We start from the raw sequence: 26,225 nt of genomic DNA on the forward strand, positions 1-26,225 counted from the left end.
TCAGATAAAATATAACCAGAAAAGATTAACTATTGTAGTTTGTAACAGTCGGATAAGTGATAACTTACTGTTATTTTGAATTATTTTTACTGTCTGTGTAATTTTTAGACTTTGCATAAAAAAAGCCCACCGTTGAGGTGGGCAAAAGGAATGATTAATTATCTCTGAGAGAAACATCATACTCTCTTTATTATATTTAACATGAAAATGTGGAGAAATTATGGAGTATACGTTATCAGGTTATTAAATAACCTGTTATCAATACAAAACAATACAGTTCTTTACATTCTCATTATTTTTATGAATACTCCTAAAGAGGTGCTTTAACGTAATGAAATAAACAGGGTAAGTATGAATATATTTGAGCAAACTCCACCGAACCGTAGACGTTATGGTCTTGCTGCATTTATCGGGCTGATTGCTGGCGTTGTTTCAGCATTTGTTAAGTGGGGGGCAGAAGTCCCATTGCCGCCACGTAGTCCGATTGATATGTTTAATGCAGCGTGTGGTCCGGAATCATTAATCAGGGCGGCAGGACAAATTGATTGCTCCCGTAACTTTCTCAATCCTCCGTATATTTTTCTTCGGGATTGGTTGGGACTGACAGATCCAAATTCGGCGGTTTATACCTTCGCCGGGCATGTCTTTAACTGGGTTGGTGTAACGCACATAATCTTTTCGATAGTTTTTGCTGTTGGTTATTGCGTAGTAGCCGAAGTATTTCCCAAAATTAAACTTTGGCAGGGCTTGCTTGCAGGCGCTTTAGCACAACTTTTTGTTCATATGATTTCATTCCCTCTAATGGGACTTACACCACCTCTTTTTGATCTTCCGTGGTATGAGAATGTCTCTGAAATTTTTGGACATTTAGTATGGTTCTGGTCTATTGAAATTATTCGTAGAGATTTACGAAACAGAATTACTCACGAGCCTGATCCTGAGATCCCTTTAGGTTCAAACAGATAACGAATTGAATGATAAAAATGGCGCAGATATAGCGCCATTTTTATAGATCAAAGCCGTGGCTTTATTCTTCTTTTCATACGTCTACATCGCCATTTACTTTCTCCTGGACTATGCAGGTATCAATACGCATACTGGGTAAAACTGAGATTCATAAAGTTTCACATATTTTGGGACAGGGTGTGGAAATGCAGTTATGATGAATTAACTGATTTATTTATATAATGGTATTTATAGTTTGTAATGCGAAGAGTGTAGGCTCAACGTGATGACATAAACTCATGTTGCTCAAGTATCGCCCTGGCATCTGGCGAAACTAAAAAGTTGCAAAGTGGCCTGGCTTTCTCGGTCAGACAGGCAAATCCATAGATAGCAATCGGATTATAAGGTTCAGGTATTTCTATAACTTTTACTGATTCAATTGATTGTAAGCCGGGAGCGTAACTGGCATAACCTATGAACAAATCGGTATAATCATTTTCAATTAGCCACTGCGCGGCTATCACATTTTTTGGAAGAGGTAATGAATTTCTTCCCCCCACCAATGCAACCGCTCGTTGTCTTATTTTTACTCCAACACTACCCATATTTTCAAAAAGCTGGTGAGTGTAATCACCAGCGGGATCACATCCCGCGGTTGATGTCCCGATTCGCAACGTTTCCCTGTTTAATAAAGAATACCAATCGTCATTTGCATTAAGTTTATTCGCCCGAACATACAGGCACAAACGATTATAGGCAAAAGGTTTAATACACAAAGCATGTCCTGTGGCCATTAACACTTGCGGATGAGCCATATTCGCTGATGCAAAAAGATCACATCTCTCACCCGCTTCAATACGTTCCCTCAATATACCGGCTGGACCAAAGTCACAATGAACATTATCATCCTGAAATCCCAATATAAGTGATTTCCATACCTGGCGTAAACTACCCGCAGCAAGTACACGCATTATTCTTCACCTTGATAATTAGTACGGTAAAACTTTCTATACCAGTCATTGGCTATTTTATGCATATCGACATCATTGAATTTTTCAGGATACAGTTTTTTCGCCATCCACAACTCTCCAATACCCATAGCCTCGGGCATCGGATAACCCCATGCTTTTGCATACTCTGGCATCAAATAAACACGATGATTTTTGACAGCATCTATTACCTGCCATTGCGGATTTGACCGTATTTCATTCACCACGCCAGGGTAGCGATTTTGCACAAAAATTACCTGAGGATTCCATGCAATTACTTGTTCCATTGAGACTTGTTTGAACCCTTTAATGGTGGACGCGGCGACGTTTACTGCACCGGCATGTTTCATCATTAATCCTGTGTATTTTCCGGAACCATACGTTGTCAATTCTGGATTAGCCATATAGGCACGAATACGCTTTTCTTCGGGTAGATTCTGCAGCCGCTCACTCACAATATTACGACCATTTTCAGTGGCCTTGATTAACGCTTTAGCCTCTTCAGGCTTATTGATGATATTGCCTATCAGCATAATCCCTTCATATAGCCCTTTTACGTAAGCCTGTTCTTCATCAGCCATTGTTGGATTAAGTTTATTCTTCTCTCCCTCGTCATCGTGCCGCAAAGAAATTGCTACTGCTGGAATTCCAAGGCTACTGATTTTGTCGATCATTTCTTGCGGCGCATAATTGGTGACAAAAACGACCTGTGGATGCAAGGCCACCAATTTTTCAGCATCGACATGGGTTAAATCTCCTAATGATGCCTTGCTGACTAATTCTGGTGCAAGGCGTGCATAATTGCTGCCAAGTTGCTGTTTCCAGTTTGACATAACACCCACGATTTTATCGGTGGCATTCATCTGCACTAAAAGATTCAAAGTTTGATGTTGAAGTACAACAATACGATCAACTTTGTCGGGTACTTTCACCTCACGACCAATCTGATCGGTGAAAGTTCGTTCAGCTTGCGTAGTAAATGATAAAGAAAGCAAAAAAATCATTAATAAAAACAACTTATTATTTATTTTCATATTCCATCACACTAAAAATCGGTATATAAATGGTTATATATCGAAATGGTAACACCAGTCAGGCGCTGGGAAAAGTGATTCGGGGATATTTTTGATGTGGTTATATGAAGAGAATGTGATTTTTATTTGTTCAGCAGAAACTTTCAATTCAGTTATCTGTAACCCCAAAGACGTATTGCCAGAATAGCAGAGATAAAGGAGTCGTTACGTTGCCGTACCTCATCTATTCACAATCACCTGATGCGATAGAGTATCAGTACCACCAACTTGTCCGTAAACGAATTATATTGATTTCAATAATAACACTGGCGACACTTTTCTCACTATTTCTGGATATTATTCTGGGTTCTTCCAGTTTGTCAGTCAGTGAGTTATGGCACGCATTAGTGCATCCATTTAGCTCTGATACCAGCATCCAGGTCATTGTTTGGGAAATCCGATTACCCTACGCCTTAATGGCTTTGCTGGTTGGCATGGCTTTGGGACTCGCGGGCGCAGAAATGCAGACGATCCTCAACAATCCATTAGCCAGTCCCTTTACACTTGGGGTTTCCTCTGCAGCGGCATTTGGTGCAGCTCTGGCTATTGTCCTGGGGATCGGTATTCCTGGTATATCGGCAACATGGTTTGTTCCAGCAAACGCTTTTATATTTTCTCTTCTGTCAGCTTTATTACTCGATAGCATGTCTCGTTGGCTAAGAATAGCAACTTCGGGAGTGATTCTTCTGGGTATCGCATTGGTATTCACATTCAATGCACTTGTGGCAATGATGCAGTTTATTGCGGATGAGGATACTCTCCAGGGGCTGGTATTCTGGACAATGGGCAGTCTGGCTCGTGCATCCTGGAGCAGACTGGGCGTTTTATTAGGCGTGTTTATCATTGTTTTTCTATGGTCATTTTCTCGCTCATGGCAACTTACAGCATTGCGCATGGGAGAAGAGAGGGCTATGGGGTTTGGTATCAATGCTTATCAACTGCGTCTTTCTTCCCTGTTACGTATAAGTTTACTTGCTGCATTGTCGGTAGCCTTCGTTGGTCCGATTGGTTTTATTGGTCTTGTCTCTCCGCATATTTCCCGAATGCTATTTGGTGAGGAACATCGTTTTTATCTGACGGGAAGCACATTAACTGGAGGTCTGGTGCTCTCTCTGGCTTCAATTGCCTCGAAAAGTATTATTCCTGGTGTCATTATCCCGATTGGTATTGTCACATCACTTGTTGGTGTTCCATTATTTATTAGTATTATTCTGCGTTATCGCAGGAGTTTGTTATGAAAGGCCTTTCACTGTATAAATTAAACGCGGGTTATCAGAAAAAAAACGTAATATGTGATCTTAGTTTATCTGAACTTCCTCGCGGAAAAATAACCATCATTCTGGGGCCAAATGGTTGTGGAAAGTCGACGTTGCTACGTGCCCTGGCGGGGCTGAATAAGGTTAGCGGTAATATATTTCTTGATGGGGTCAACCTTATGCAGATGCCATTTTCAGCCCGTGCCGACAGTACAATATTTCTACCACAGTTCTTACCGCATGACGTGCATTTGAATGTGCTGGAATCTATTTTTGTTGCTCTGCGTGCTTCAAAGATAGGGAGCATAGATGAAAAAACACAATCAATAGCTATTCTCAGACAACTAGGAATAGAACATCTGGCCTTTTGTTATCTGGATCAATTATCCGGAGGTCAGCGGCAACTGGTTGGGCTGGCACAATCATTGGCCCGAAATCCATCTATATTACTACTGGATGAGCCACTGAGTGCATTGGACTTAAACCACCAGTTTCATGTTATGGATTTAGTCAGAAGCGAGACAAGGAGTCGCAATATAGTCACAGTTATGGTAGTTCATGATATAAATATCGCATTACGATACGGTGATTATGTCGTCATGCTAAAAAAAGGTAAACTTATTGCCAGCGGAAATCCAGAAGAGGTCATTACGCCAGAGAATCTGGCTAGTGTATATCATATTCGTGGACGGATAGAGCATTGTTCTCAGGGCTTGTTACAACTTATTGTCGATGGTGTTATTCCGGATTAGCAACGCGTATTAAATATTTTTCATCCTGCGCCTTCCGGCGCTTTTCGACACTTTCATCAGTCAGATTGAGTAAGCCGGTTTCATCTTTGATGGCAAGATTATTTGTATAAAGTATGAGTGCTACCTCGTAATTTGCATAAAAAACGTCCATCAAATGCTATGGATGAGCAGGCTCAGTTTTGATCCCTTGTATAACGGTTTCGATACGCTCTTTTATTTCCTCAAGTTGCTGCTGACGACCTTCAGGTGTTAGTGTCTGATCTTCGTTAACGTCCAAAACCCATCGACGAGGAATTAATGCGCCAAAAACAATATCCATTAGCATCCCCGCGCAATTACCCGTGTTTTTAACAGCAATACGCCCTTGAGCTTGTTGAATATCCAGCCATTCTATTAACAGTTCTCTTGAATGAAGCGTTTTAGTGGCATATAAATAGTCTGAAAGCTCTGGAAAAAGAATTGATTCACGTGTCATTAATTTTAAGAGTGCTTCTCTCTCTTTAGCTTCTTCCTGACCTATATCTAATCGGAATATGCGAAACAGAGTTTCATTAATAGGAAGCATCTCGTTTTCCGGTCTTGGAAGATCGAGGAACAGGGTTTTATATTCTTTAATTACTTCAGAAAAAATTTCCTTTTTATTACTGAATACTTCATAAATTGTTCTTTTTGATACTTTTGCCCGACGAGCAATTTCTGTGGTTGAGGTTTGGGCAAAACCAAGCTCAATGAAGGCACTATACGCACCAATAACTATTGCTTTCTTACGCTCATCAAGTCCCGCACTTTTGGGTCTTCCCCGTCGCACCGGTGTACTCACTTCGCTCTTGTTCATCAAAGACATTTACTCCTGTATTCATTTTTGGTACTTGACCAGTACCAAAAATGGTATCACTATACCAACAACATAAGCAATGATCATAACATGGTGTATGAAAACAACCAGGTAACATCACTTCATAAAATACAGGTCCTTATTTATGAGTCGATTAAATAATAGCATCAGCCCCATTCGTGATCCCCAGGTTATACGTGTTCTGGAACGCATGAATAATGAACGTAAACATCCCCCGCAGGAGATGTTTCGCGAAGCTCCTGTACTTGATCCTGAAAAATTTTCCGGTTATGGCTTTTCCATAGCCCCAGAGCAGGGGGAACTTATCTACTTACTGTGCCGGGCAATGAAAGCCACTCGTGTTGTGGACTTTGCAACTTCTGTAGGTATGTCAGCACTCTATTTTGCCGCTGCGATGAAAGATAATGGTGGCGGACTGGTGATTGGTTCTGAAATGGTTCGGGAAAAGGCTGAAGTCGCGTCCCGAAATCTGGCAGAGGCTGGTCTTACGTCTTTTGTTGATATTCGTGTCGGTGATGCGAGAGAAACGCTGAAAGATCTCGGTGGTCCTGTCGATTTTATTCTTATTGATGGTTTCCCTCTTGCTGATGGCCCAAGTCTTGCTCGTCAGGTTACTGAGATTGTTGCGCCGCAGCTACGAGTGGGAGGATATATATTAAATGATAACGCAGAACCAGATTTTTTATCTTATGTTCGTGATCCACAGAATGGTTTTATTTCTATAACATTACCGATAAAACGAGGTACAGAGTTAGCACTGAAGATAAGTTAAATATAAGTACGAATGATAAAGTTGAAAAATCATAGTCCTTGTTCATACTGATACTCATCTACTTTTTATCAGAAGTAAAGGGGCATTTATGCCGACGCGCAGAGAGTTTTTAATTAAAAGTGTTGCGGGTGCTTTAATTGTTTCAATGCCTCGCATTGTATTTGCAAACACAAATAACAAAGCAATAAATGCTACAGCTATTACACAAGTTTTTGGTGACGGAGTTCGACTTATTGCGATCGCTGTAGAATTTGAAAAACCTATAAACAAGGAAGAACTTTCAACAATAGAGTTTAGTGTAAAAAATTATCACATCAATAAAACATTTGTCAGCCAGTCAACAGCTTTGGTTGAAGCAAAATCAGGTAAGTACGCGATACTTGAACTGGAACACAGCAAACCACAAAATGAATGGCAAGAAACTATAACGGACCCAACAATACAAAAAGCAGCGCCCAAACAAGGGCAAGGTAAACCTACCTGGGTTGCAGGAGAAAAACTAAACCAAACAATTAAATATAAAGATGCTTCTGCTGTTGTCGTCACACAAAATACCACACTGGAAACTAACGCCGTTTCAAATCTGGTAGTGGATAGTTTTAGACAAGATGAATATAAAGATAAAGAAAGCGGGAAAATACTAAAATATAATTTCTTTATTCCTGAAGAACAAAATAAACCATTACCACTGGTTCTTTTTATGCATGATGCAGGGGCTACCAGTGCACAAGTTACAACGACTCTGTTTCAGGGGTTAGGCGCAGTAATTTGGGCAGAACCTGAAGAGCAAATGAAACGCCCCTGTTATGTTTTAGCTCCTCAATATAATGAAATCATTGCTGATGATGACTGGCGTACCTCAACATTGCTTGATACAACAATAAATCTTGTTCAGTATTTGGTAAAAGAATATAAAATAGATCCTGAGCGTATTTATGTTACTGGTCAGTCAGGGGGATGTATGCTGGCCATCGCCATGAATATTAAATATCCTGATTTTTTCACAGCAAGTTACCTGGTTGCAGGAAAGTGGGATGCGGAACAGGTTGCTCCAATAGCTAAAAACAAATTATGGTTTATGGCCTCAGAGGATGATTCAGGAGCTTTTCCCAGCTTCAACGCGATTACTGAACGTCTTGAGCAATTTGGCGGAAAGGTTTCTCGCGCGGCATGGAATGGCCAGTGGGAGCCTGAGCAATATCGATTTGCTGCCGACACTTTGTTTGAAGAACAAACTAATATCCGTTATACCGTTTTTATAAAAGACAGTGTATTTGATGAATACTCTTCGCGAGAAGGGGCAAGTGGGCATCGTAACACATGGCGTATTGCTTACAGCATAGAACCTATTCGCGAATGGTTATTTAACCAACGTAAACAATAAAAAATAGACCAGACTGTCATCAGGTAACGTGTTGGCAGTCATTTTTGCCGAGAGACAGAATGAAGACATTATTATTTGTAATTCTATTTTTTTCTGCATCTGTATATGCAGATACGGCATCAAAAATGAATTTTGATGAAATACTTACACGCTCTGCTCAAGGAGATGCAGAAGCACAAGCCAGATTGGGGGAAGCATACCTAAATGGAAACTACAATCAAACGGTGAATTACGCTCAGTCTTTTAAATGGTTGACGAAATCAGCAGCCAGCGGAAATCCCCGAGCGAAACTGGATTTAGGGATTTTATATCTTAATGGGTATGGCGTACCGTTTGATTATGCCAAAGCCTTAAGCCTTTTTGAGCAAGCTGACTTAGCGGGAGAAATGAAAGCTGCACGTTATCTTGGGATTATTTATGAAAGAGGATTAGGCGTTTCTCAGGACTATAAAAAAGCAGCGGAATATTATAAGAACGGCGATAAACATAATGATATTACGGCGCAGTATCGTCTGGCGAAACTTTATGAGCAAGGTTATGGTGTAGAGCGCGATTACCAAAAAGCGATAAACCTTTATCTTAAACATATCAACAGAATGGATCATATCACTGCCCCCAGTTTTGTGGCTTTAGGTGATATTTATTTACTGGGATTGGGCGTCGAGAAAAATCCCCAACTGGCTGAAAAGTGGTATCAAAAAGCGATTGATGCAGCTAATACACAGCGTCAGCAGTAGATGAGTTAATGCTGGCGTACTGAATACACCAGCATTAATCAGGCATGATTATGCGACCAGCCAGACAAGTATTGTTGAACCTTCGAACTCAGAGTTAACGCTTTTTCTTGCGCCCCTGAACAGCCTTAAAACGGGGATTAGATTTACAAATAACATATAGCCGTCCTTTTCGCTTCACAATCTGACAGTCTGGGTGGCGTTCTTTTGCTGTGCGCAGAGAGTTAAGGACTTTCATCATGCCCCCTTTTTCGTGCTAACAAAACGACCAAAACGCTGGGTAAATCGCGCCACATTTCCTTCTGATGAAACGGATCTCAGTTTCCCGGTATAGAACGGGTGTGATTTTGAAGAGACATCAATCGTTACATACGGATACGTTACGCCATCCAGTTCAATCTCACGGTCTGTTTTGATAGTGGAGCCAATTTTAAAGTACTCATCAGCACTGGTGTCGTGGAACACCACGGTACGATATTCAGGATGGATATTTTGTTTCATTACTTCTTCCTGTTACGTTATAACATAACAATAAAGATACATTCTCGTCCAGATAATTTCAACAAAATCCTATGACCACCTGGATATGCGGGATTCCTGCAGCTAACCGAACGTGCCGGAAGTGAGAGATGTTGTTGGCTATCGTTGGTAACGGCACTATTCAGCAGCCGAACTGCTGATTTACGACGCGACCCGCGGAGCAGTATGAAAGCATTTGAGAATGTGGGTAAGCTCTGCTTTACCGGCTGATTATTTATCACACAGCCAAAGTAGCAATTTAGTGAACCAACATGCGCATTGGGTAACTAAAATGCTGACTCAATGCGCAATCTCTTTCAGTGCGGCACAAATACGGTTTTTTTAAGCTTCCCTTTGAAACAGTACAAATACCTCTCCCACAGGCATAGCTATTATGAAGGAGGTAGAAGATACATATATTAAATATCACCTAAGGGAATTGTTTTTTGATGTAATTAATAGAAGTGGAGGAATAAATAGGCATATTCTACAATTGCAACAAAAACAACAATATTAATCAGTTTATTACTGATTTCCTGTATCTTATTCTCTTTCATTGGTATTTCCTCGCTTTAAAAAGAGCGCACCTCATAAGCGCCTTGTATATAGATAGCGAGTTTGGTCAACCAATTTTTTGAGGTGTATCACAAATTTGAAAAGATGTATTACATCAATTATTACTAATCGCACAAAAGTGATCCATATTCGACACCTGAAATTGGCCCTGAGGATTACTCTGCTCTTCTTGTAAGATCCCCGCGTAATTGTGCTATTCACATTTAGAGAGCACCGTATTTACAGCCCGCAGAGGCTGTATTTTCGCCGTAAGGGCAAGTCATGGAATCGATGCTCATGATAAACAGTCAGTTACTATTTACTTATAGATTTCAGCAACACCATGCAGTTTGTTATTCCCAGTCGTAGACAGGATTTTGAACGACGTTGCTCCTTGCTCATCAGCTTTACGAGAAAGCGCATTTGATACCTCATCAAGCGTCAGGGCATTACTGACTGAAACTACACCAATCTTTTCTTTGCCATCTGCATGACGAATCTCCTCAGCAGCAGATGCGGTATTTACCGAAATGAATCCCATGAATAATGCAGTAATTAGTAGTGCTTTCATATCTGATACCTGTTTTGAACGATATATTTGGAAGTTGACGAATATCAGGAGGAGCCTCCTCCTTCTTGATATGTAAATATACAGTTCTAAACTGTCATAAGACTGACTGTCATATGACAACGTTGTCAGATTTTTGAATTTTTTGAATACAGATTCAGGTCGTTAATAATGCATTCCGGTTCTTCAGTAAGGGGCATATTGTTTATATCGAAAACCCCATCATTTTTTTGTGGATTATCACTTTGCAACTCTGCAAACAGAGGGGTGAGATCCTGCTGTGCTTCTCCTCGCTCTGCGACCAGTTCGAACGTTTTATTTTTTGCTGCATCGTTGCTCAGAGCAGTTACCAGAACCTGGGCGATTTGTTCCCGGGAGATAACACCATCTTCCGGTGTTCCCGCATGGCGTCTATCCCCCTGAAGCATAACGATTCTGTGCTCATCATCATTGTTGTAATCAAACCAGCCGGGTCTGACGATAGTGTAGGTATGCCCACTGGCTCTGACCAGGCGTTCAGCTCGTCTTTTCCAGTCATGAACTTCAGTACGTTGATTCCAGCTACTGAGGCGCTCAGTAACGCCAATTGTTGTCATCAGGGCGATGCGAACAGGTGTAGCCATGAATCTTCGCAAAATGTTACGTACACCGCCGTAATCTATCGCTCTGGCACCAATACGTCCCTGACCATCGGAGCCAAGTGTAAAAATGATGGCATCAATATCTTTCGGTAAATCGGTGAGTGTTTCAGGTATTGAAACATCGCCATAGAAAATATCTGTTCCACGAGGGAGTAATTTGATTTTCCGCCGATTCCTGACCAGAGCCACGGGCTGATGGCCCATTGCAATAGCAGTATTCACAACATGAATGCCAATGCTTCCTGTCGCTCCTGCAACGAGTATTTTCATGATAAACCTTCTGATAATTCAGCCTTATTTTCGATACAGCCAGAATATCAATTATCATTATTGTCAATAATGGGGCTAAAATGATTGTGTCTATGAACACCCTTCATGAGTGCGTTTTGAAGGGAATGCTTCTACAAGGAAATTGCCAATGCTCAAAGAAAACTTCAACGAATTGCAAATATTTCTTGTGGTGGCAAGGGAGCGAAGTTTTACCAAAGCCGCGGGCAAACTCGGTGTTTCTCAGTCTGCTCTCAGCCATGCGATTAAGGCGCTGGAGGAAAGGCTAAATATCCGCCTCTTAACCCGAACTACCCGCAGCGTGGCTCCCACGGAAGCAGGGGAGAGAATAATTGCCTGTCTTGAGCCTCGTATTGACGAGCTTGAACAGGAGCTGGAATCACTTATTCAACTGAACGGCACGCCCTCCGGGAATATTCGTTTATCTGCCGGGGAACATGCTGCGCGCAGTCTGGTCTGGCCGAAGCTAAAACCGTTCCTCAGGGAGTATCCCGAAATCAATGTTGAACTGGTGGTAGATAACGGTTTTGTCGATATTGTTGAAGGCCGCTTTGATGCCGGGATCCGTCTGGGTGAAAGTGTGGATAAAGATATGATTGCCGTGAAGATTGGACCTGATATGCGGATGGCCGTGGTGGGAGCACCGGCGTATTTTGCGGCTAATTCCTTACCAGAAACGCCTCACGATCTACAAAATCATCAGTGTATCAATATGCGTTTGCCAACTGCCGGTGGAATTTATCACTGGGAGTTTGAGCGAGAAGGCAAACCGTTACGGGTCAGAGTTGATGGGCAACTGACGTTTAATCTGCTGCCAGAAAGAATTGATGCAGCATTATCAGGATTTGGTATCGCCTGTGTTCCCGAAAACTCGGTTCAGGATTATGTAAAGTCAGGCGAACTTATTCAGGTTTTACAGGAGTGGTGTCCTTCTTTCCCTGGATATTATCTTTACTATCCCAGCCGTAAGCAGCACCCGCCTGCTTTTGCGCTGTTGATCGATGCACTTCGCTACTCGGAATAACGGGTCCGCATTTTGCTGTGGACCCGTTTGGGCATCAACGACCTACGCGTGCCTGGTGCTCAGGCGAGTAACGTTCACCGACGATTTTAATTGTTTCCAGTGCCTGGGTTATCTGCTGTGTATCTTTCTGCGAAAGAATAATGTCGACAGCGCCCAGGTTTTCTTCCAGCCGGTGCAGTTTAGTGGTGCCCGGGATGGGAACAATCCACGGTTTTTGTGCTAACAGCCAGGCCAGTGCAATTTGGGCAGACGTTACCCCTTTCTCTGCAGCCAGCTCACCCAACAACGTGACCAATTTTTCATTGGCTTCAATGGCTTGTGCAGCGAAACGCGGTACGGTGCTGCGGTAATCATCCTTACTAAAAGTTGTCCCTGGTTTAATTGACCCCGTCAGAAAACCTTTACCTAATGGGCTGAATGGCACAAAACCAATTCCCAGCTCCTCCAGCAACGGCAGAATTTCCTGCTCAGGCTCACGCCACCACATGGAGTATTCGCTTTGCAGAGCGGTGACAGGTTGTACTGCATGTGCACGACGAATGGTTTGCGCACCCGCTTCGGACAGACCGAAATGTTTGACTTTACCTTCTGCGATAAGGTCTTTCACCGTTCCAGCAACGTCTTCAATCGGGACATCTGGATCGACACGGTGTTGATACAACAGGTCAATAACATCTGTCTTCAGACGGCGTAATGATCCTTCAACGGCTTCACGGATATGTTCCGGGCGGCTGTTTAAAATCTGCTGCTTATTATCATCACCGAAGGTAAAGCCAAATTTAGTGGCAATCACCACGCGGTCACGAAACGGTTTTAAGGCTTCGCCAACAACGTCTTCATTCAGATACGGACCATACACTTCGGCGGTATCGAAGAAGGTAACGCCACGTTCAACGGCAGCGCGAATGAGTTCGATAGCCTGACGGGTATTTGTTGCCGGACCGTAGCCGTAGCTCAAGCCCATGCAACCGAGTCCAAGGGCGGAGACTTCGAGTCCGGATTTACCCAGATAACGTTTTTGCATTGAATGAATACCTCTTTTATCGCGGCTTAAACATCAAGTTTGCGGCCAGTCAGCCATTCCACCATTGCGGGATCGCGGTGAGAGAAGAACGCGCTGGTTGCAGTATCAAGGGCAGTAATCTGCAGCATATCTTCAGGACTGAGTTCAAAATCAAGAATGTTAATGTTTTCTTCCATGCGTTCTTTTCGTACTGATTTCGCCAGCGAAACGATGCCTCGTTGGTAGATCCAGCGCAAAACAACCTGACCCACGCTTTTGCCGTATTTCTTGCCTATTGCCGCCAATACAGGATGCTGGAACAGACCATTTTTACCTTCCGCAAACGGTGCCCAGGCTTCTGGCTGAATACCACGACTTTGCATCCACGGAACGGCCTGTAATTGCTGGTTGAAGGGGTTAACTTCAATCTGGTTCACCGCCGGAACGACTTTATTAAAGGCGATAAGGTCAGCCAGTCGGTCAGGGTGGAAGTTACTGACGCCAATAGCGCGGATCTTGCCTGCCTGTTGCAGTTCTTCCATGGCGCGCCAGGCACCGTGGACATCGCCGTATGGCTGGTGAATCAAATACAGGTCAACGTAATCAAGTTGCAGTCGATTCAGTGAGCGTTCGAACTGGGCTTTGGCACCTTCGTAATTCGTATCCTGCAACCAGAGTTTAGTGGTGACAAAGAGTTCGTTACGCGCAATACCACTTTGTTTTAGCGCATTCCCAACCTGGGTTTCATTCTGATATGAAGCGGCGGTATCAATCAGGCGATAACCGGTGTCAATAGCGTCAATAACCGCTCTTTCGCATTCGGCGGCATCTGTCATCTGAAATACACCAAAACCCAGCAAGGGCATTTCAATACCGTTGTTCAGTTTTACAGTTTGCATGGAGTTACCTCCCGTTATTGTTCACGGGAAGCATAACGTAAAGGGAGTGATGAGATTAGACGGAAGGATTTGTCAGGGGCTATGAACAAAATTCATTAATCCGCCAGAATGCAGATTTGAGTGGCCTCGTAACCAGGTGGGTCTATTTTATTAATGAATTATCTGCATAAGTGAAATCACAATTTGCATACTAATCGGGAGTTGTATTTTAACTTAGAATAATGATCCATACGTGATGGAGGTGCTTACCGTGGAATTTTCTGTATTAAGCAACAATCTTAAAATGCCGATGGTCGGTTTTGGGGTTTTTCAGGTTACCGATAAAGAAGAGTGTAAACAGTCGGTGTTGAGTGCTATCCGGACAGGTTATCGTCTTATCGATACTGCTGCGGTATACGGTAATGAAGATGCTGTCGGTGAAGCGGTTCGTGAGGCCATTTCGGAAGGTCTTTGTACCCGAGAGGAATTATTTATTACCTCAAAACTTTGGGTACAGGACATGGTCGATCGCGATACAGCAAAAGCAGGAATTGAAGCATCGTTAAAAAAATCGGGCCTTGAATACTTTGATCTCTATTTATTGCACCAGGCAATGCGCGATTATTTCAGTGCGTGGCGCGCCCTGGAAGAGGCTTATGATGAGGGGAAACTGAAAGCGATTGGTGTTTCCAACTTCTATCCTCATGTATTAGCAAATTTTTGTGAAACTGTCAGAGTAAAACCAATGGTAAACCAGGTGGAACTGCATCCCTATTTTGCTCAACCTGAGGCGCTGGCAACGATGAAGTACTATAATGTGCAGCCTGAAGCCTGGGCTCCATTAGGCGGTGGAAGACATAAGCCATTTGAAAACAAAATGCTTCAGAGTATTGCAAATACTCACCAGAAATCGATTTCTCAGGTAATCCTGCGCTGGAATATTCAACGAGGCGTAGTTGTTATACCGAAATCGACTCATCAACACCGTATTGAGGAAAATTTCGCCATCTGGGATTTTTCCCTGACAGATGAAGAAATGGAACAAATTAGTTCACTCGATTTAGGCTATGTTGGCGAATCCGTAAAACATTTTAATCCTGAGTTTATTCGTGGTTGTCTTGGCGTAAAAATACATGACTGATTTTAGTATTTGTTGAGCTATATCATTTGGATGAGGATGTTTTATCTGAGCGTACAGGCTTTATTTTATAAAGTAGTCACATTCAGACAATATGGCTTTTAGCCAGTGCTTTAAGGATATGATCCTTAAATTATTAATCATTTCACAATGAAGAGGCACGTTATGAAAACTATTGGTTATGCTGCACTCTCTGCCGACGCAAAGCTGGTTCCTTATCATTTTAAACGTCGTGAGTTACGTGACAATGATATTGCCATTGAAATTCTTTATTGTGGCGTTTGTCACTCAGATTTACATACAGTTAATGGCGACTGGGGGCCTCAACCTTATCCGTTAATTCCGGGGCACGAAATTGTTGGTGTCGTGAGATCAGTGGGGCAGGGGGTTAAAAAATATCAGGTAGGTGATCATGTTGCCGTTGGCTGTATGGTCGATAGCTGTATGCACTGCGACCAGTGTGAGCAGGGCGAAGAGCAGTATTGCCGCCACGGGATGACGCCAACTTATGGTGCTAAGGATCGGATTAGCGGCAAAATCACTCAGGGAGGCTACTCCAAACATATTGTGGTACGTGAGGAATTTGTCCTGCGGATCCCTGAAAATATGGATTTAGCGAAAACCGCGCCGATTCTCTGTGCAGGTATCACCACGTTCTCACCATTACGTACCTGGAATGTTGGCCCTGGCAGCCGTGTTGGTGTTATTGGGTTAGGCGGATTAGGCCATATGGCGGTAAAACTGGCCGTTGCGATGGGGGCTGACGTTACTGTGATTAGCCGGACGAAAAGCAAAGAGGATGAGGCAAAATCGCTCGGTGCAAAAGGCATTCTCCCGTCTTCAGACCCCGAGGCATTACAAAGCTCAGCCTGCGCATTCGATTTGATTATCGATACAGTTCCCGTTAAACACGACCTGAATATCTACACCCCATTATTAGATATTGATGGTTCATTAGTTATTGTTGGCCAGGTTGGTCCTGTGGAAGAACCTTCAACGATCCCTCTGATTATGGGGCGTCGCCGTGTTGCAGGTTCACTCATCGGTGGTATTGCAGAAACACAGGAAGTGCTGGATTTCTGCGCGAAGCATAATGTCTATCCCGAATGTGAAATGATCAATATTGATCAGATAAACGATGCTTTTGCCCGCCTTGCAAAAGGGGATATGGCGCATCGTTTTGTCATTGACATGGCTTCACTGAATGGCTGAGTAACGGAGTAATTCAGAGCAGCGATTCTTTATATTTACCAATAAATCACAAAATTGAACCGCTGCTCTGGTGAAACTCCTTTTACGCACAACAACGATGAATGCCATCAAATCATGAAGATTCTTTCGTGCCTCTCATTGCGGAAAGGAAAGAGTATCAGTTTGTATCCTGATGTGACGGAATATGGGAAGTCCCAACATAAAGGGAGCGCGAGTCAGCCCCCTTTGCTTAATTAATCAAGTTTTTTGTCATGAATGAATTTACTGACCAAATCAGCGATTTGCACATTATTCAGGTCAGAGAACGGGAAGTGGGTATTACCTTTTATCCCTACTTCAGGCAGATGCGTCACCGTCACATCCCCACCATGCTTGTTAACCACGTCACGCCACGTACGCGCCATTGCCAGGCGTACTCGCCAACTGTCCTGCGCGGGCATGGCTACAGGCTTATCCGGTATGTTATCGCCGTAAATAATCAGAATCGGGATTTTAGTCAGCGCCATAAACTGCTCCATTGGCACTGGTTCACCCTTCAGCGTGTCGAACGCACTTGGCATAGGGGGTGGGAGTTCTTTTTCCGGGAACACAAAGCCACTTCCTGGCTCGAAGGCGACAATGGCTTTTACCTTGTTGTTTTTTATCGCGGTATACCAGCCTGGACCACCACCCTGAGAGTGAGTGAAGAGGATTGCCGGACCTGATTTATCTACTACGGCAGACATCGCATCAGAGATGACATTGACATCAAACGGCCCTGTATTCGGGGTCATCTGGCGGAAATACTGATTCAGTGCCTCTTTGTCGTGGGAAAACTGAACGCCTTTAAAATACGCTGGCCACACGCCAACACGGAACTGGTTAAACCACATCTGCTCATCGGGTTTTGGTGTAACCGTACTTTCTACAGTGGTACGTCCGGCATCACCCCGACGCGGCTGATCGACAATATACGTGGAGAATCCGCGACGCAGGAATATGTTCTGGAATCCTTCACGACCATCCGGCGTACTTTCCCAGGTACGGGAAGATTGACCTGCGCCGTGTAGCATAACGATGGGATATTTATGCGGATTCTCCGGGATTTGGTAGAACACTGACGCATGATCGCCATGATAAGTTTGCCCCGCCGAGTCCAGCGGCTTTTTCGCATCAAATGTTCCTGGCTCGGTGATGATGGTGCCCCCGGCAGAAAAGCTTCCTTGTTCCTGAATGACCAATGGTTCGGCAGAGACCGACTGCGCCGCCAGACCTCCTGCCATCATGCAGATAGCCAGCGTTTTTAAGACAGTTTTCAAGATTACATCCTCTGTTATGGTTGCCGTTCAATCATATCTGAGTTACCAGCGTTAATTATTTTGCCCCCTTGATTGCCTTTATTTGGCAGATTCATGAATGCGGATGATGAATCACATATGTTCTCTGATCAGGGGGCCAGTCTGCATGGCGACCTTCTCTATTTGCTTTCAATCGCTTTTTGCAGTGCCTCTTCAGCTCTTGTGGCCGCATCATGGTCACCATGTTCACGCAGAACCTGTGCCAACTGCCGTAACTGCGCTGCTGTCAGGCCAACTCTCATGCTTGCTCGCGTATGTGACAACAATTGGGCTTCAATGCCTGGCGTGGCTGCTAATGCGCCAACTGTTGCCAGTTCACGGCTTTGCCAGTCGAGGTTATCGCGGGCGAAAATGTCCCCGAACAGATGCGTTTGCAGGAATTGATTTATCGTGGGCGCAAAATCAAACAGTGGCCCCTGGACAGGCGCTCCTGCGATTTTAGTCTGGTTTGCGATACCGACACGGCGAAGCTCATCCCCGACGGGAACCGGGGCGATTGGCTCTTTACCTTCAATGTCTTCGATGCCACGTTGTTTACGTGCTTCGACGACTTTCATCAGCTCATTCAGAGCATTCAGGCTGCGGGGGAATCCGGTATAGGCATAGAGCTGGATGAGAATTTCTTTAGCTTCGTTTATCGTGAGTCCTGCATCAAGTCCCTGATTAAGTGCTGCATTCAGCTTATCCATCTGACTGCTGGCCATTGAGGCGGCAATCAACGGGATGGCCTGCTGGCGAGCTGAAAGCGTATCTGAAACCGTGTATTCATGATTCATTTTGGTAGCTCCTTTATTGATGAGCGCAGCATTTGCGGTAAGCGCAAAACCAAAGGTTAGCAGTACCGCTGCCGTTAATATCTTAATGGGCGTGGTATTGTTCATCTGTCACTAACTCCTTCCAGTTAACGCTTTTGCCATCCACCACGCCGGTTATTGCCAGATGTGTCATCGCGCTACCGGGGGCTGCGCCATGCCAGTGTTTGACGCCCGCCGGGCAAGAGACAACATCGCCAGCACGGATCACCTGTACCGGCTGGCCTTCTTGTTGGGTGAGCCCAACACCAGCGGTCACAATCAGCCGCTGACCAGCCGGATGAGTATGCCAGGCGGAGCGAGCGCCTGGTTCAAAGGTGACATAAGCCGCGGAAACACGGATGTCGTTGTCTGCGTTGAACAGCGGATCAACCCGGACACGACCGGTAAAGTTCTCCGCTGATCCGTACACCGCATTCTGGCTTCCGGCGGGAGCAATATGGACAGCGGAATTTTGCTCCACTGCCCAGGATGAAGCGGTGAAGAGTGGCAGTAGTAACCCGAGATAACGTAACTGTCTGATCATGCAAAGCGTCCTTATCTACGATGATGGAGGGGATGCAATGATTCTAATCAGCGTGACATGTCGTCAGGCTGACGCCTCCCTGACAATTTTGTCAGTTAACGCTGCACCAGACTCAGTGCCTGAAGGCGAATTGCCCGCTGTTTTATTTGCTTGCATCGCAAAGGTGAGGCCAAATGTATTGATGCCACCTTCACTACGGGCAAAGGCATCTCCCCGGTGCATAATAGCGACGGCGCGCACAATCGACAGACCCAACCCATGATGGGCATCACTTCTTGCCCGGGAGGTGTCGATGCGATAAAACCGCTCAAAAAGCCGGTGTAAGTGCTCAGGTGCTATCGGATCGCCCGGATTGGAAACTTCAACACAGGCCTGATTATCTCTTTCGCTTAACCGCACGGTAATCGTGCTATTGGAGGGGGAATGTCTTGCGCTATTTTCCAGTAAATTGGCCAGTGAGCGGTGGAACAGCCGCCGATCGATAAGCGCAGTGACATCGCCTTCAACATCCAGCGAAAGCTGTTTTTCTGTAAAAGAAGGCTCGACATATTCTGCTGTCTTAAGGGTTTCTTCTCGCAAGGAGACTTGTTTAAGCTGAGACGCATGTTCCCCCGCGTGGGCATGAGACAGGAACAGCATGTCATTGACAATAGACGTCATACGTTCAAGCTCTTCCAGATTCGAGCCCAATAATTCTTCCAGTTCTTCATAAGATCGTCGGCGTGATAGCCCCAGTTGCGTTTGGCCAATCAGGTTAGTCAGCGGCGTGCGAAGTTCATGAGCAACATCAGCATTAAAACTTTCAAGTTGCCGCCAGGCGATTTCCTAGCGCTCCAGCACGCCATTAAATGATGAGGCCAGTTGCTGCAACTCTTCGGGCAAGGCTCTGGCATCCAGTCGCTGACTATGATCCCCTGGTGCGAGATGTTGCGCCTGCTTACTGAGCATTCCCACCGGACGCAGGCCAATCTTTGAAACAACGTAGCCCAGCAGGGCGACGATCGCTACGCCCAGAGCAGTAATGATCAACAGTGTCCGCGTAAAGGCATTGAGCGTGCCCATGTACGGCGTGGAGTCAATGGCGACCACATAACGTAACTCAGGTCTTTCACCGTTTGCCGGAATCGTTTTCACTAACAGAAACAGCGAGCATGCGCCCTCTGATGCGCCGGGTACTTTATTAAATCCTTCCCGCAAAGAAGACCACTGAACTCCCACTGGCGGTATTCCTCCCACGCTGAAACGCGGGTTATCGCTGACTATCCAGTAGCGCACGCGCTCACCTTCGGAATTGGCTAATACGGTGAATTTATTGGCAAGCGTGGACCAACCGTCGGCTGAGGTTCGAGCGGTGATCCACGGACTCATCAATGATTCCCTGAACAACAGTTCGTTGTGCATCTGTTTTTGTAAGGAATCATGCAAAGAGCTTCTGAGCAGGATGCCAATAACGGAAACAATCAGCAGCGCGGATAAGGCAAACATCAGCGCCAGGTGGACAGAGATGGAACGCTTGAGCATGCTTATCCCCTTTATTTACTCAGGCCGGACTTCGAGGACATACCCCATGCCGCGAACGGTATGAAGCAACTTAACGTCGAATGGGGCATCAACTTTGGCGCGTAAACGTTTAATAGCGACTTCAACCACATTGGCATCACTATCAAAATTCATGTCCCAGACTTGTTCGGCAATCATCATCTTTGACAGGATCTCCCCTTGATGGCGAGCGAGCAAACTCAACAGGGAAAACTCTTTCGCGGTTAGTTCCAGTCTCGTTCCTCCGCGAAATACCCTGCGCGCCAGTAAGTCGAGATGCAGATCCTGAATATGAAGCTGAGTGATGTCTGCGCCATCCGTAGGGCGGCGACGCACCAACGCCTGAATACGCGCCACCAATTCAATGAGTGAAAAGGGCTTAGGGAGATAATCATCTGCTCCCAGACGCAGCCCTTTGACGCGTTCGTCGACCGATCCCCGTGCTGACAGCATCAGCACGGGGGTCTGTTTCCTGATCCGGACGCCTTCCAGCACCTGATAACCATCCATTCCGGGTAGCATCACATCAAGAATTATCGCGTCGTAGTCTAATTCCAGCGCATAATGAAGCCCTTCAGCGCCATTGGCAGAAATATCAACGATGAACCCTGATTCTTTTAATGCACGGCTGATATATGTCGAGGCTTTCTCTTCATCTTCTATAAGTAAAAGGCGCATAATATTTATCCCGCTCCATTAATGATTTTAGGGCACTGGTTTATTTATCGAGTCCTTTATCGTGTAACCACGATGCCATTATCCCGGCAATCTCCTGATTATTCTTTTCCGCCATCAGGAAATGAGAATTGCCTTTGATGCCAATATCAGGGAGATGGACAAGGGTAGCATCTCCACCGTGACGGTTGATGGCCATAACAAATTGTTTTGCCATTTCATATTCACTTCTCCATTTATCCGGGCCAACGGCCGTATCCGGTTTTTCAGCAATAAAATCGCCATAATAAATAACGATTGGGATCCGCGTGAGTTTGAGAAACTCGTTCATGGGAACTCCTATCGCGGAAGCGCTCAAGGGGGCAAATGTGGTTTTCACCGGGGATGGCATCTCATTTTCCGGGAAGATAAATGGTGTTCCACCTGGCTCATAAGCAACAATAGCTTTTACATTGTCGGTATAAAAGGGGGTTCTCCAGCCAATAGTGCCGCCCATCGAGTGAGTGATTAAAATACCCTGGCCAATTTTTTCAAATAACTGAGCAAGTGTTTTCGCATTCAGCTCATTATCAAGTTCTCCTGAGTAGGGATTCCAGGAACGCTGGAATGCTTCAATACTTTCAGGATTGTCAGGAAACTGCGAATTTTTAAATACGCCCTGTTCATTGCCAACACGGGACAACAGAAAAAATGTCTTGTCGGCATACATAGGATTGCCCGCCCAGGGATTTTTACCCGTATCATCTTTGGTTGATAAACCGGCTTCACCCATACGGGGTTGGTCAACGAGATAAACACTATAGTTTTTTTTCAGGAAAATATTCTGGAATCCATCGCGTCCATCTGGTGTACTTTCCCATGTTCTTTTGGTTTGTGCCCCGCCATGCTGGAAGACCAGAGGATATTTATGTGTATTTACCGGAATTTGGTAGAAGACGTAAGCATGATCGCCATAAGCTGTCAGACCATCAGGAGACAGAAAATTTTGTTCTGAAAATGTGCCTGAATGTTTTACCGTTGTACCACCTACAGTAAAGCTTCCCTGGGTTTGTAATACAATATGCGGTTCTGCACTTTGGCTCTGAATGTTGTGCATTGCGCAACCAGAAACAGAAAATATCAGTCCGGATAACAAAACATTACCGACCGTTTTTTTGAAGGAAGTTTTATGGCTCATATATTATCTCTGATATTTTATTATGGCTTCAAATAGTGCTCCAGGTATTATCCAATACCTGTCATCATTGCTACGAGAGGCATCGTAATAAGTGACACCAGTGTGGTTAACGTTGCACCTTTAAGAGCTAACGGATAAACTTTTTTATTTAACATCTGAGCTAATAAGGGAGTTCCGGCACCAGCCGGTGTCGCTACCGCAGCCTGCAGGACACCCAGTAATAGCCCATTTGTAATGAATAACTTCATTATTAATATAATGACAAGCGGAATAATGACCATTTTAAAAAAAGTGAATACCCATACTTTTACATCCTTAAAAACAGATTTCCATTCGATGTCTAACAGGAATGAGCCAATCAGTAGCATTGAAACCGGGCCAGTTATTGCGCCCAGCATTTTGATTGGTTGTGCAATGACGTAAGGAATGTGTATATTTGAAATATATAAAATCAAAGCAAGGATACAGGCAATAATCCCTGGGTTGATGACGTTTAACATATTTCTCAAGCTAAGCGCTTCAGCATTTCCACTCTGGTCTTTCATGCAGTAATAGCCATATGAAAAGAATAATAAGTTATATGGGAGTAAAAACACAGTGATATAAATCATGGCTTCAGCGCCATACAATGAATATATCATTGGGATCCCCATCATGGAAATATTGGTAAATGTTGTCATAACAGTAACCACACCATGATATTCTCTTTCATATCGTAAAACTCTTGCCAGTATACGGCTGCAAATAATCAGTAAAATAAGCGCAGTAAATGCAGATGCAAGCACGATGGAAAGTTCTTTTCCGGAAATATGTGGTTGGTCAGTGGTTATTCCGGAAAGTATAATGGCTGGCATCGCAAAGTTAAAAACAAGAGATGTGAGTTGGGGAGTGTTTCCTGGTGTAATGACTCCCACTTTACGAGCTATAACGCCAACGCCAATAAGAAGAAAGAAAATGATAAGTTGCTCAAGTGTCGCCATATTAATATCCTTGCCATGGTATATATAATAATTATTAACCCGGAAGCTGTGAATTTTATTTGTTGAACTGTTATAAGTGACTTATTTTATACGGGGTATATCACAACCGCTTAAGTCAGGTTGAGTATAGCAACATATTTATGTGCATTTGAGAGAGCTTTACCGATAGGGTTAATCAGCCTGATTCATAAATCAGGTCAGGGAAAGGGTCTGCGTTCTCTCATTTCAACCACCGACAACAGAAAACGCGATTGTCAGGGGCGTTTCCTGACAAAAATGTTATTTAGCGGTCATGATGCTGACAGTTTTTTCTCTCTACCCTGTGTCTGAATGTTCCATCTCGCTTGCCTTATGAACACGCATTTTTATCGGGAGAAACCATGAAATTGACTCTTTTAAGTGCAATGCTGATGACGGCGGTAGTCGGTATCACCTCAGCCAATGCAGCAGATTACAAAAAGAACCCATTTACTCTCGTTTATGACGGGGCTATCACCGAGAATGTCGCAGGTAAGGTCAATATCCATCCGGTGAAATATGATCTCCATGGCATTCAAATTGCAGCAAATGTGTATACACCGGCTAACTATGATCCTGCGAAAAAATATCCGGCAATCGTGGTGGCTCACCCTAATGGTGGCGTAAAAGAGCAGGTTGCCGGGTTATATGCCCAACGCCTGGCAGAACACGGATATATTACCATCGCCGCCGATGCTGCTTATCAGGGGGCCAGCGGAGGTCTGCCGCGTAACGTAGACAAGCCCGCAAATCGTATTGAAGATATCCACGGCATGGCTGACTTCATCAGTCAGTATCCCGGTGTTGATAGCACCCGTATTGGCTTGCTGGGGATTTGTGGAGGAGGCGGCTATTCACTTGTTGCCGCTGAGACGGATAAACGCTTCAAATCGATTGCCACCATCAGCATGTTTAATTCAGGTCTTGTGCGGCGTAATGGTTTTCAGAATTCACAGTTGGATACTATCCAGCAGCGGCTCCAGCAGGCTTCTGACGCACGCGCTCAGGAAGCAGCCGGAGGTGAAGTGCTTTACTCCGGTGATGCCAACCTGACTGATGAACAGATCGCTAAATTGCCATTTGCTTTGTACCGACAGGGCTATGAGTATTACTGGAAAACGCACGCACATCCAAATTCAACGTTTAAATACACCACAAGCAGTTTGCTGGATCTGATGAGCTTTGACGTGACAGACCATATCGATCTCATCAATCAACCACTGCTGATGATTGCCGGTACAAAAGCGGATACGTTGTACATGACTGAAGATGCATTCGCTAAAGCCACAGGTACGAAAAACAAAGAACTCTTCCTGATCGATGGCGCTACCCATATTGAGACATATTGGGTGCCTGAATACGTTGACCAGGCGACGCAAAAATTAGACGTTTTCTTTGATAAGAATATTTAATTAACCTCCGATGCTCTCCAGCAGGCTGGGGAGCATTCGCGCACTCTTCGTCGCTGGGAATAAGGACACAGGTACTGAATTTTCCAATACAGGCTAATGTGAATAATGTCGATGCTTTATATCAGGAAGTTTATATACTCAACAAAGAAACATTGAGCATCAAAAAGCGTCAGCCTCGCCTGTACAAAGAGAAGACCGACGCCTGAATAATGAGAAACAAATTCTGTTCTGATTATAAGAATTTAAACTTTAAAATCTGAACATGATTCATGACTTCGTTGGTTGAGGATATCCCGTGCTGAATCGGCCATTATCATGACTGCGCCAGCCAGCATCAGGGTATCCTTCAACACCAGACGACCGGCACCGGATAAATAAGGAAAACCATGATGAGCATCCCCCAGTGCGGGCACCCAGGCTTCAGGTGTGGTGATTAAAAATGAGAGTGTTACCAGAGGTGTGGCAAATGACATCAGTCCTCCCAATAAACCCAACCACCGGTTAACAGGGTTAGCCAAAACCAGTAGCGCAATCATCACCTCCACGACGCCAAGGCCATTGGAAAAACCATAGGTATTATTGGTAATTTGCCATGCCCGGGCTTCTGGCTTGTATTCGCCTTCGTGAGTCAGATACTGTTTGTAGTCTTCCGGATGTTCATAGAAGAACGACATTAACGGACTGTTCGCGACGAATGGTGTAATGCTGTCTGCCTCGTAAGGGACAAACTTTAATAACCCAATCCACATAAAAACAATCGCAATACTCAGTCGAATCAATGTCAGGCCGACTTTATCCCCCCGACTTAACAGGTGCAGGTATTTTTCCATTGTAAACATCCTTATTTATACAATACTGCCGTTGCGGTTGAGTTATTATCAATTCGCATTGAGGTGACTTTCCATGATGAAGCATCGTATTTTCTGGCAATATCGGCAATGGCATCCTCCAGAACTGTTGGTGAGGCTGATATTGACGAGACGCTGACATGTTTCAGAACTATTTTGTCATCTGCATTGGTGGAAAAAGCCATAACGCCAGATAATAGCGTTGCAAATAAAACAGTTTTTTTAAACATATAAAATACCATCAATGAAGTGATTAAGAAGTTATAGAATAAGCAAAAGCTAATAAAATGCTTTTCTCTGAGACGCCAGAATAT

Annotated in this window: 28 protein-coding genes and 1 pseudogene; 10 read left to right on the plus strand and 19 right to left on the minus strand. The window is 44.3% G+C overall.

Annotation, left to right across the window (positions count from 1 at the left end):
- Window positions 1-351: 351 nt before the first annotated feature.
- Window positions 352-966, plus strand: coding sequence for a YagU family protein (locus A31E_RS20690; RefSeq protein WP_001019913.1), 615 nt, complete (start codon window positions 352-354; stop codon window positions 964-966).
- 257 nt (window positions 967-1,223) lie between these two features.
- Here the strand turns inward: A31E_RS20690 and A31E_RS20685 are convergent, their stop codons facing one another.
- Together A31E_RS20685 and A31E_RS20680 are read right to left on the minus strand one after the other, a co-directional pair.
- Window positions 1,224-1,916 carry a substrate-binding domain-containing protein gene (locus A31E_RS20685; RefSeq protein WP_016248372.1) on the minus strand — a complete coding sequence of 231 codons (693 nt, stop codon included), beginning with the start codon at window positions 1,914-1,916 and terminating at the stop codon, window positions 1,224-1,226.
- The gene (locus tag A31E_RS20680) at window positions 1,916-2,968 is read right to left on the minus strand and encodes an ABC transporter substrate-binding protein (protein WP_016248373.1); all 1,053 of its coding nucleotides are present in this window, start codon (window positions 2,966-2,968) and stop codon (window positions 1,916-1,918) included. The genes A31E_RS20685 and A31E_RS20680 overlap by 1 nt, the downstream gene beginning before the upstream one ends.
- 209 nt (window positions 2,969-3,177) lie before the next feature.
- Between A31E_RS20680 and A31E_RS20675 the strand changes: the two genes are divergently transcribed.
- Complete coding sequence (locus tag A31E_RS20675) at window positions 3,178-4,245, plus strand: FecCD family ABC transporter permease (RefSeq protein ID WP_001146466.1); 1,068 nt, start codon at window positions 3,178-3,180, stop codon at window positions 4,243-4,245.
- Window positions 4,242-5,015 (plus strand): ABC transporter ATP-binding protein, encoded by a 774-nt coding sequence (locus A31E_RS20670; protein ID WP_016248374.1) that lies wholly within the window; start codon window positions 4,242-4,244, stop codon window positions 5,013-5,015. The genes A31E_RS20675 and A31E_RS20670 overlap by 4 nt, the downstream gene beginning before the upstream one ends.
- A 157-nt stretch (window positions 5,016-5,172) precedes the next feature.
- Here A31E_RS20670 and A31E_RS20665 read toward each other — a convergent pair whose 3' ends face one another.
- A complete protein-coding gene (locus A31E_RS20665) occupies window positions 5,173-5,850 on the minus strand; it encodes a TetR/AcrR family transcriptional regulator (protein WP_001515802.1) in 678 nt (225 codons plus the stop codon).
- A 145-nt stretch (window positions 5,851-5,995) separates the two neighbouring features.
- Here A31E_RS20665 and A31E_RS20660 point away from each other — a divergent pair, with 145 nt between their 5' ends.
- From A31E_RS20660 to A31E_RS20650, 3 genes are all read left to right on the plus strand, one after another.
- Window positions 5,996-6,643 carry an O-methyltransferase gene (locus tag A31E_RS20660; protein ID WP_001515803.1) on the plus strand — a complete coding sequence of 216 codons (648 nt, stop codon included), beginning with the start codon at window positions 5,996-5,998 and terminating at the stop codon, window positions 6,641-6,643.
- Window positions 6,644-6,731: 88 nt separating this feature from the next.
- Window positions 6,732-8,027: a prolyl oligopeptidase family serine peptidase gene (locus tag A31E_RS20655; protein ID WP_001143170.1), complete on the plus strand. Its 1,296-nt coding sequence runs from the start codon at window positions 6,732-6,734 to the stop codon at window positions 8,025-8,027.
- A 59-nt stretch (window positions 8,028-8,086) separates the two neighbouring features.
- Window positions 8,087-8,764, plus strand: a complete 678-nt coding sequence (locus tag A31E_RS20650) for a tetratricopeptide repeat protein (RefSeq protein ID WP_016248375.1) — start codon at window positions 8,087-8,089, stop codon at window positions 8,762-8,764.
- Window positions 8,765-8,858: 94 nt separating this feature from the next.
- Here A31E_RS20650 and ykgO read toward each other — a convergent pair whose 3' ends face one another.
- From ykgO to A31E_RS20625, 5 genes are all read right to left on the minus strand, one after another.
- Window positions 8,859-8,999 carry a type B 50S ribosomal protein L36 gene (ykgO, locus tag A31E_RS20645; RefSeq protein ID WP_000866436.1) on the minus strand — a complete coding sequence of 47 codons (141 nt, stop codon included), beginning with the start codon at window positions 8,997-8,999 and terminating at the stop codon, window positions 8,859-8,861.
- Complete coding sequence (locus A31E_RS20640; RefSeq protein ID WP_000812360.1) at window positions 8,999-9,262, minus strand: type B 50S ribosomal protein L31; 264 nt, start codon at window positions 9,260-9,262, stop codon at window positions 8,999-9,001. The genes ykgO and A31E_RS20640 overlap by 1 nt, the downstream gene beginning before the upstream one ends.
- 473 nt (window positions 9,263-9,735) lie before the next feature.
- Window positions 9,736-9,837, minus strand: a complete 102-nt coding sequence (ykgR, locus tag A31E_RS20635; protein ID WP_000662202.1) for a small membrane protein YkgR — start codon at window positions 9,835-9,837, stop codon at window positions 9,736-9,738.
- A 317-nt stretch (window positions 9,838-10,154) separates the two neighbouring features.
- A complete protein-coding gene (locus tag A31E_RS20630; protein WP_000645741.1) occupies window positions 10,155-10,406 on the minus strand; it encodes a YdgH/BhsA/McbA family protein in 252 nt (83 codons plus the stop codon).
- A gap of 125 nt (window positions 10,407-10,531) precedes the next feature.
- Window positions 10,532-11,314, minus strand: a complete 783-nt coding sequence (locus tag A31E_RS20625) for an SDR family oxidoreductase (protein WP_000699099.1) — start codon at window positions 11,312-11,314, stop codon at window positions 10,532-10,534.
- A gap of 148 nt (window positions 11,315-11,462) precedes the next feature.
- Here A31E_RS20625 and A31E_RS20620 point away from each other — a divergent pair, with 148 nt between their 5' ends.
- Window positions 11,463-12,356, plus strand: a complete 894-nt coding sequence (locus tag A31E_RS20620) for a LysR family transcriptional regulator (RefSeq protein WP_000910707.1) — start codon at window positions 11,463-11,465, stop codon at window positions 12,354-12,356.
- Window positions 12,357-12,390: 34 nt separating this feature from the next.
- Here A31E_RS20620 and A31E_RS20615 read toward each other — a convergent pair whose 3' ends face one another.
- Both A31E_RS20615 and A31E_RS20610 read right to left on the minus strand, forming a co-directional pair.
- A complete protein-coding gene (locus A31E_RS20615; protein WP_016248376.1) occupies window positions 12,391-13,380 on the minus strand; it encodes an aldo/keto reductase in 990 nt (329 codons plus the stop codon).
- A gap of 26 nt (window positions 13,381-13,406) precedes the next feature.
- The gene (locus A31E_RS20610; protein WP_001195264.1) at window positions 13,407-14,258 is read right to left on the minus strand and encodes an aldo/keto reductase; all 852 of its coding nucleotides are present in this window, start codon (window positions 14,256-14,258) and stop codon (window positions 13,407-13,409) included.
- Between the two features lie 250 nt (window positions 14,259-14,508).
- Here A31E_RS20610 and A31E_RS20605 point away from each other — a divergent pair, with 250 nt between their 5' ends.
- Complete coding sequence (locus A31E_RS20605) at window positions 14,509-15,378, plus strand: aldo/keto reductase (RefSeq protein WP_016248377.1); 870 nt, start codon at window positions 14,509-14,511, stop codon at window positions 15,376-15,378.
- 162 nt (window positions 15,379-15,540) lie between these two features.
- Entirely contained in the window at window positions 15,541-16,587 is a 1,047-nt protein-coding gene (locus tag A31E_RS20600) for an NAD(P)-dependent alcohol dehydrogenase (RefSeq protein ID WP_016248378.1), read from the plus strand.
- 233 nt (window positions 16,588-16,820) lie between these two features.
- Here A31E_RS20600 and A31E_RS20595 read toward each other — a convergent pair whose 3' ends face one another.
- The 7 genes and pseudogenes from A31E_RS20595 to A31E_RS20570 form a co-directional block, all read right to left on the minus strand.
- Window positions 16,821-17,885: an alpha/beta hydrolase gene (locus A31E_RS20595; RefSeq protein ID WP_016248379.1), complete on the minus strand. Its 1,065-nt coding sequence runs from the start codon at window positions 17,883-17,885 to the stop codon at window positions 16,821-16,823.
- 158 nt (window positions 17,886-18,043) lie between these two features.
- Complete coding sequence (locus A31E_RS20590) at window positions 18,044-18,805, minus strand: carboxymuconolactone decarboxylase family protein (protein WP_001515807.1); 762 nt, start codon at window positions 18,803-18,805, stop codon at window positions 18,044-18,046.
- Entirely contained in the window at window positions 18,783-19,262 is a 480-nt protein-coding gene (locus tag A31E_RS20585) for a (R)-mandelonitrile lyase (RefSeq protein ID WP_001515808.1), read from the minus strand. Before A31E_RS20585 ends, A31E_RS20590 begins: the two co-directional genes overlap by 23 nt.
- A gap of 63 nt (window positions 19,263-19,325) precedes the next feature.
- Window positions 19,326-20,783 (minus strand): annotated as a pseudogene (locus A31E_RS0122120) (heavy metal sensor histidine kinase).
- 15 nt (window positions 20,784-20,798) lie between these two features.
- Window positions 20,799-21,479 carry a heavy metal response regulator transcription factor gene (locus A31E_RS20580; RefSeq protein WP_016248382.1) on the minus strand — a complete coding sequence of 227 codons (681 nt, stop codon included), beginning with the start codon at window positions 21,477-21,479 and terminating at the stop codon, window positions 20,799-20,801.
- 40 nt (window positions 21,480-21,519) lie between these two features.
- Window positions 21,520-22,653 carry an alpha/beta hydrolase gene (locus A31E_RS20575; RefSeq protein ID WP_016248383.1) on the minus strand — a complete coding sequence of 378 codons (1,134 nt, stop codon included), beginning with the start codon at window positions 22,651-22,653 and terminating at the stop codon, window positions 21,520-21,522.
- Window positions 22,654-22,700: 47 nt separating this feature from the next.
- Window positions 22,701-23,633 carry an AEC family transporter gene (locus A31E_RS20570; RefSeq protein WP_016248384.1) on the minus strand — a complete coding sequence of 311 codons (933 nt, stop codon included), beginning with the start codon at window positions 23,631-23,633 and terminating at the stop codon, window positions 22,701-22,703.
- Window positions 23,634-24,037: 404 nt separating this feature from the next.
- On the opposite strand from A31E_RS20570, the gene A31E_RS20565 reads away from it, so the two are divergent.
- Window positions 24,038-25,063 carry an alpha/beta hydrolase gene (locus A31E_RS20565; RefSeq protein ID WP_370567165.1) on the plus strand — a complete coding sequence of 342 codons (1,026 nt, stop codon included), beginning with the start codon at window positions 24,038-24,040 and terminating at the stop codon, window positions 25,061-25,063.
- 242 nt (window positions 25,064-25,305) lie between these two features.
- Here A31E_RS20565 and rclC read toward each other — a convergent pair whose 3' ends face one another.
- The gene (gene rclC, locus A31E_RS20560; RefSeq protein ID WP_016248385.1) at window positions 25,306-25,893 is read right to left on the minus strand and encodes a reactive chlorine resistance membrane protein RclC; all 588 of its coding nucleotides are present in this window, start codon (window positions 25,891-25,893) and stop codon (window positions 25,306-25,308) included.
- Between the two features lie 11 nt (window positions 25,894-25,904).
- Complete coding sequence (gene rclB / locus A31E_RS0122125; protein ID WP_000475158.1) at window positions 25,905-26,141, minus strand: reactive chlorine resistance periplasmic protein RclB; 237 nt, start codon at window positions 26,139-26,141, stop codon at window positions 25,905-25,907.
- Between the last annotated feature and the right edge of the window lie 84 nt (window positions 26,142-26,225).

It is taken from the genome of Escherichia sp. KTE159, from assembly GCF_000408805.1.
In the GTDB taxonomy this organism is placed as follows: Bacteria; Pseudomonadota; Gammaproteobacteria; order Enterobacterales; family Enterobacteriaceae; genus Escherichia; species Escherichia marmotae.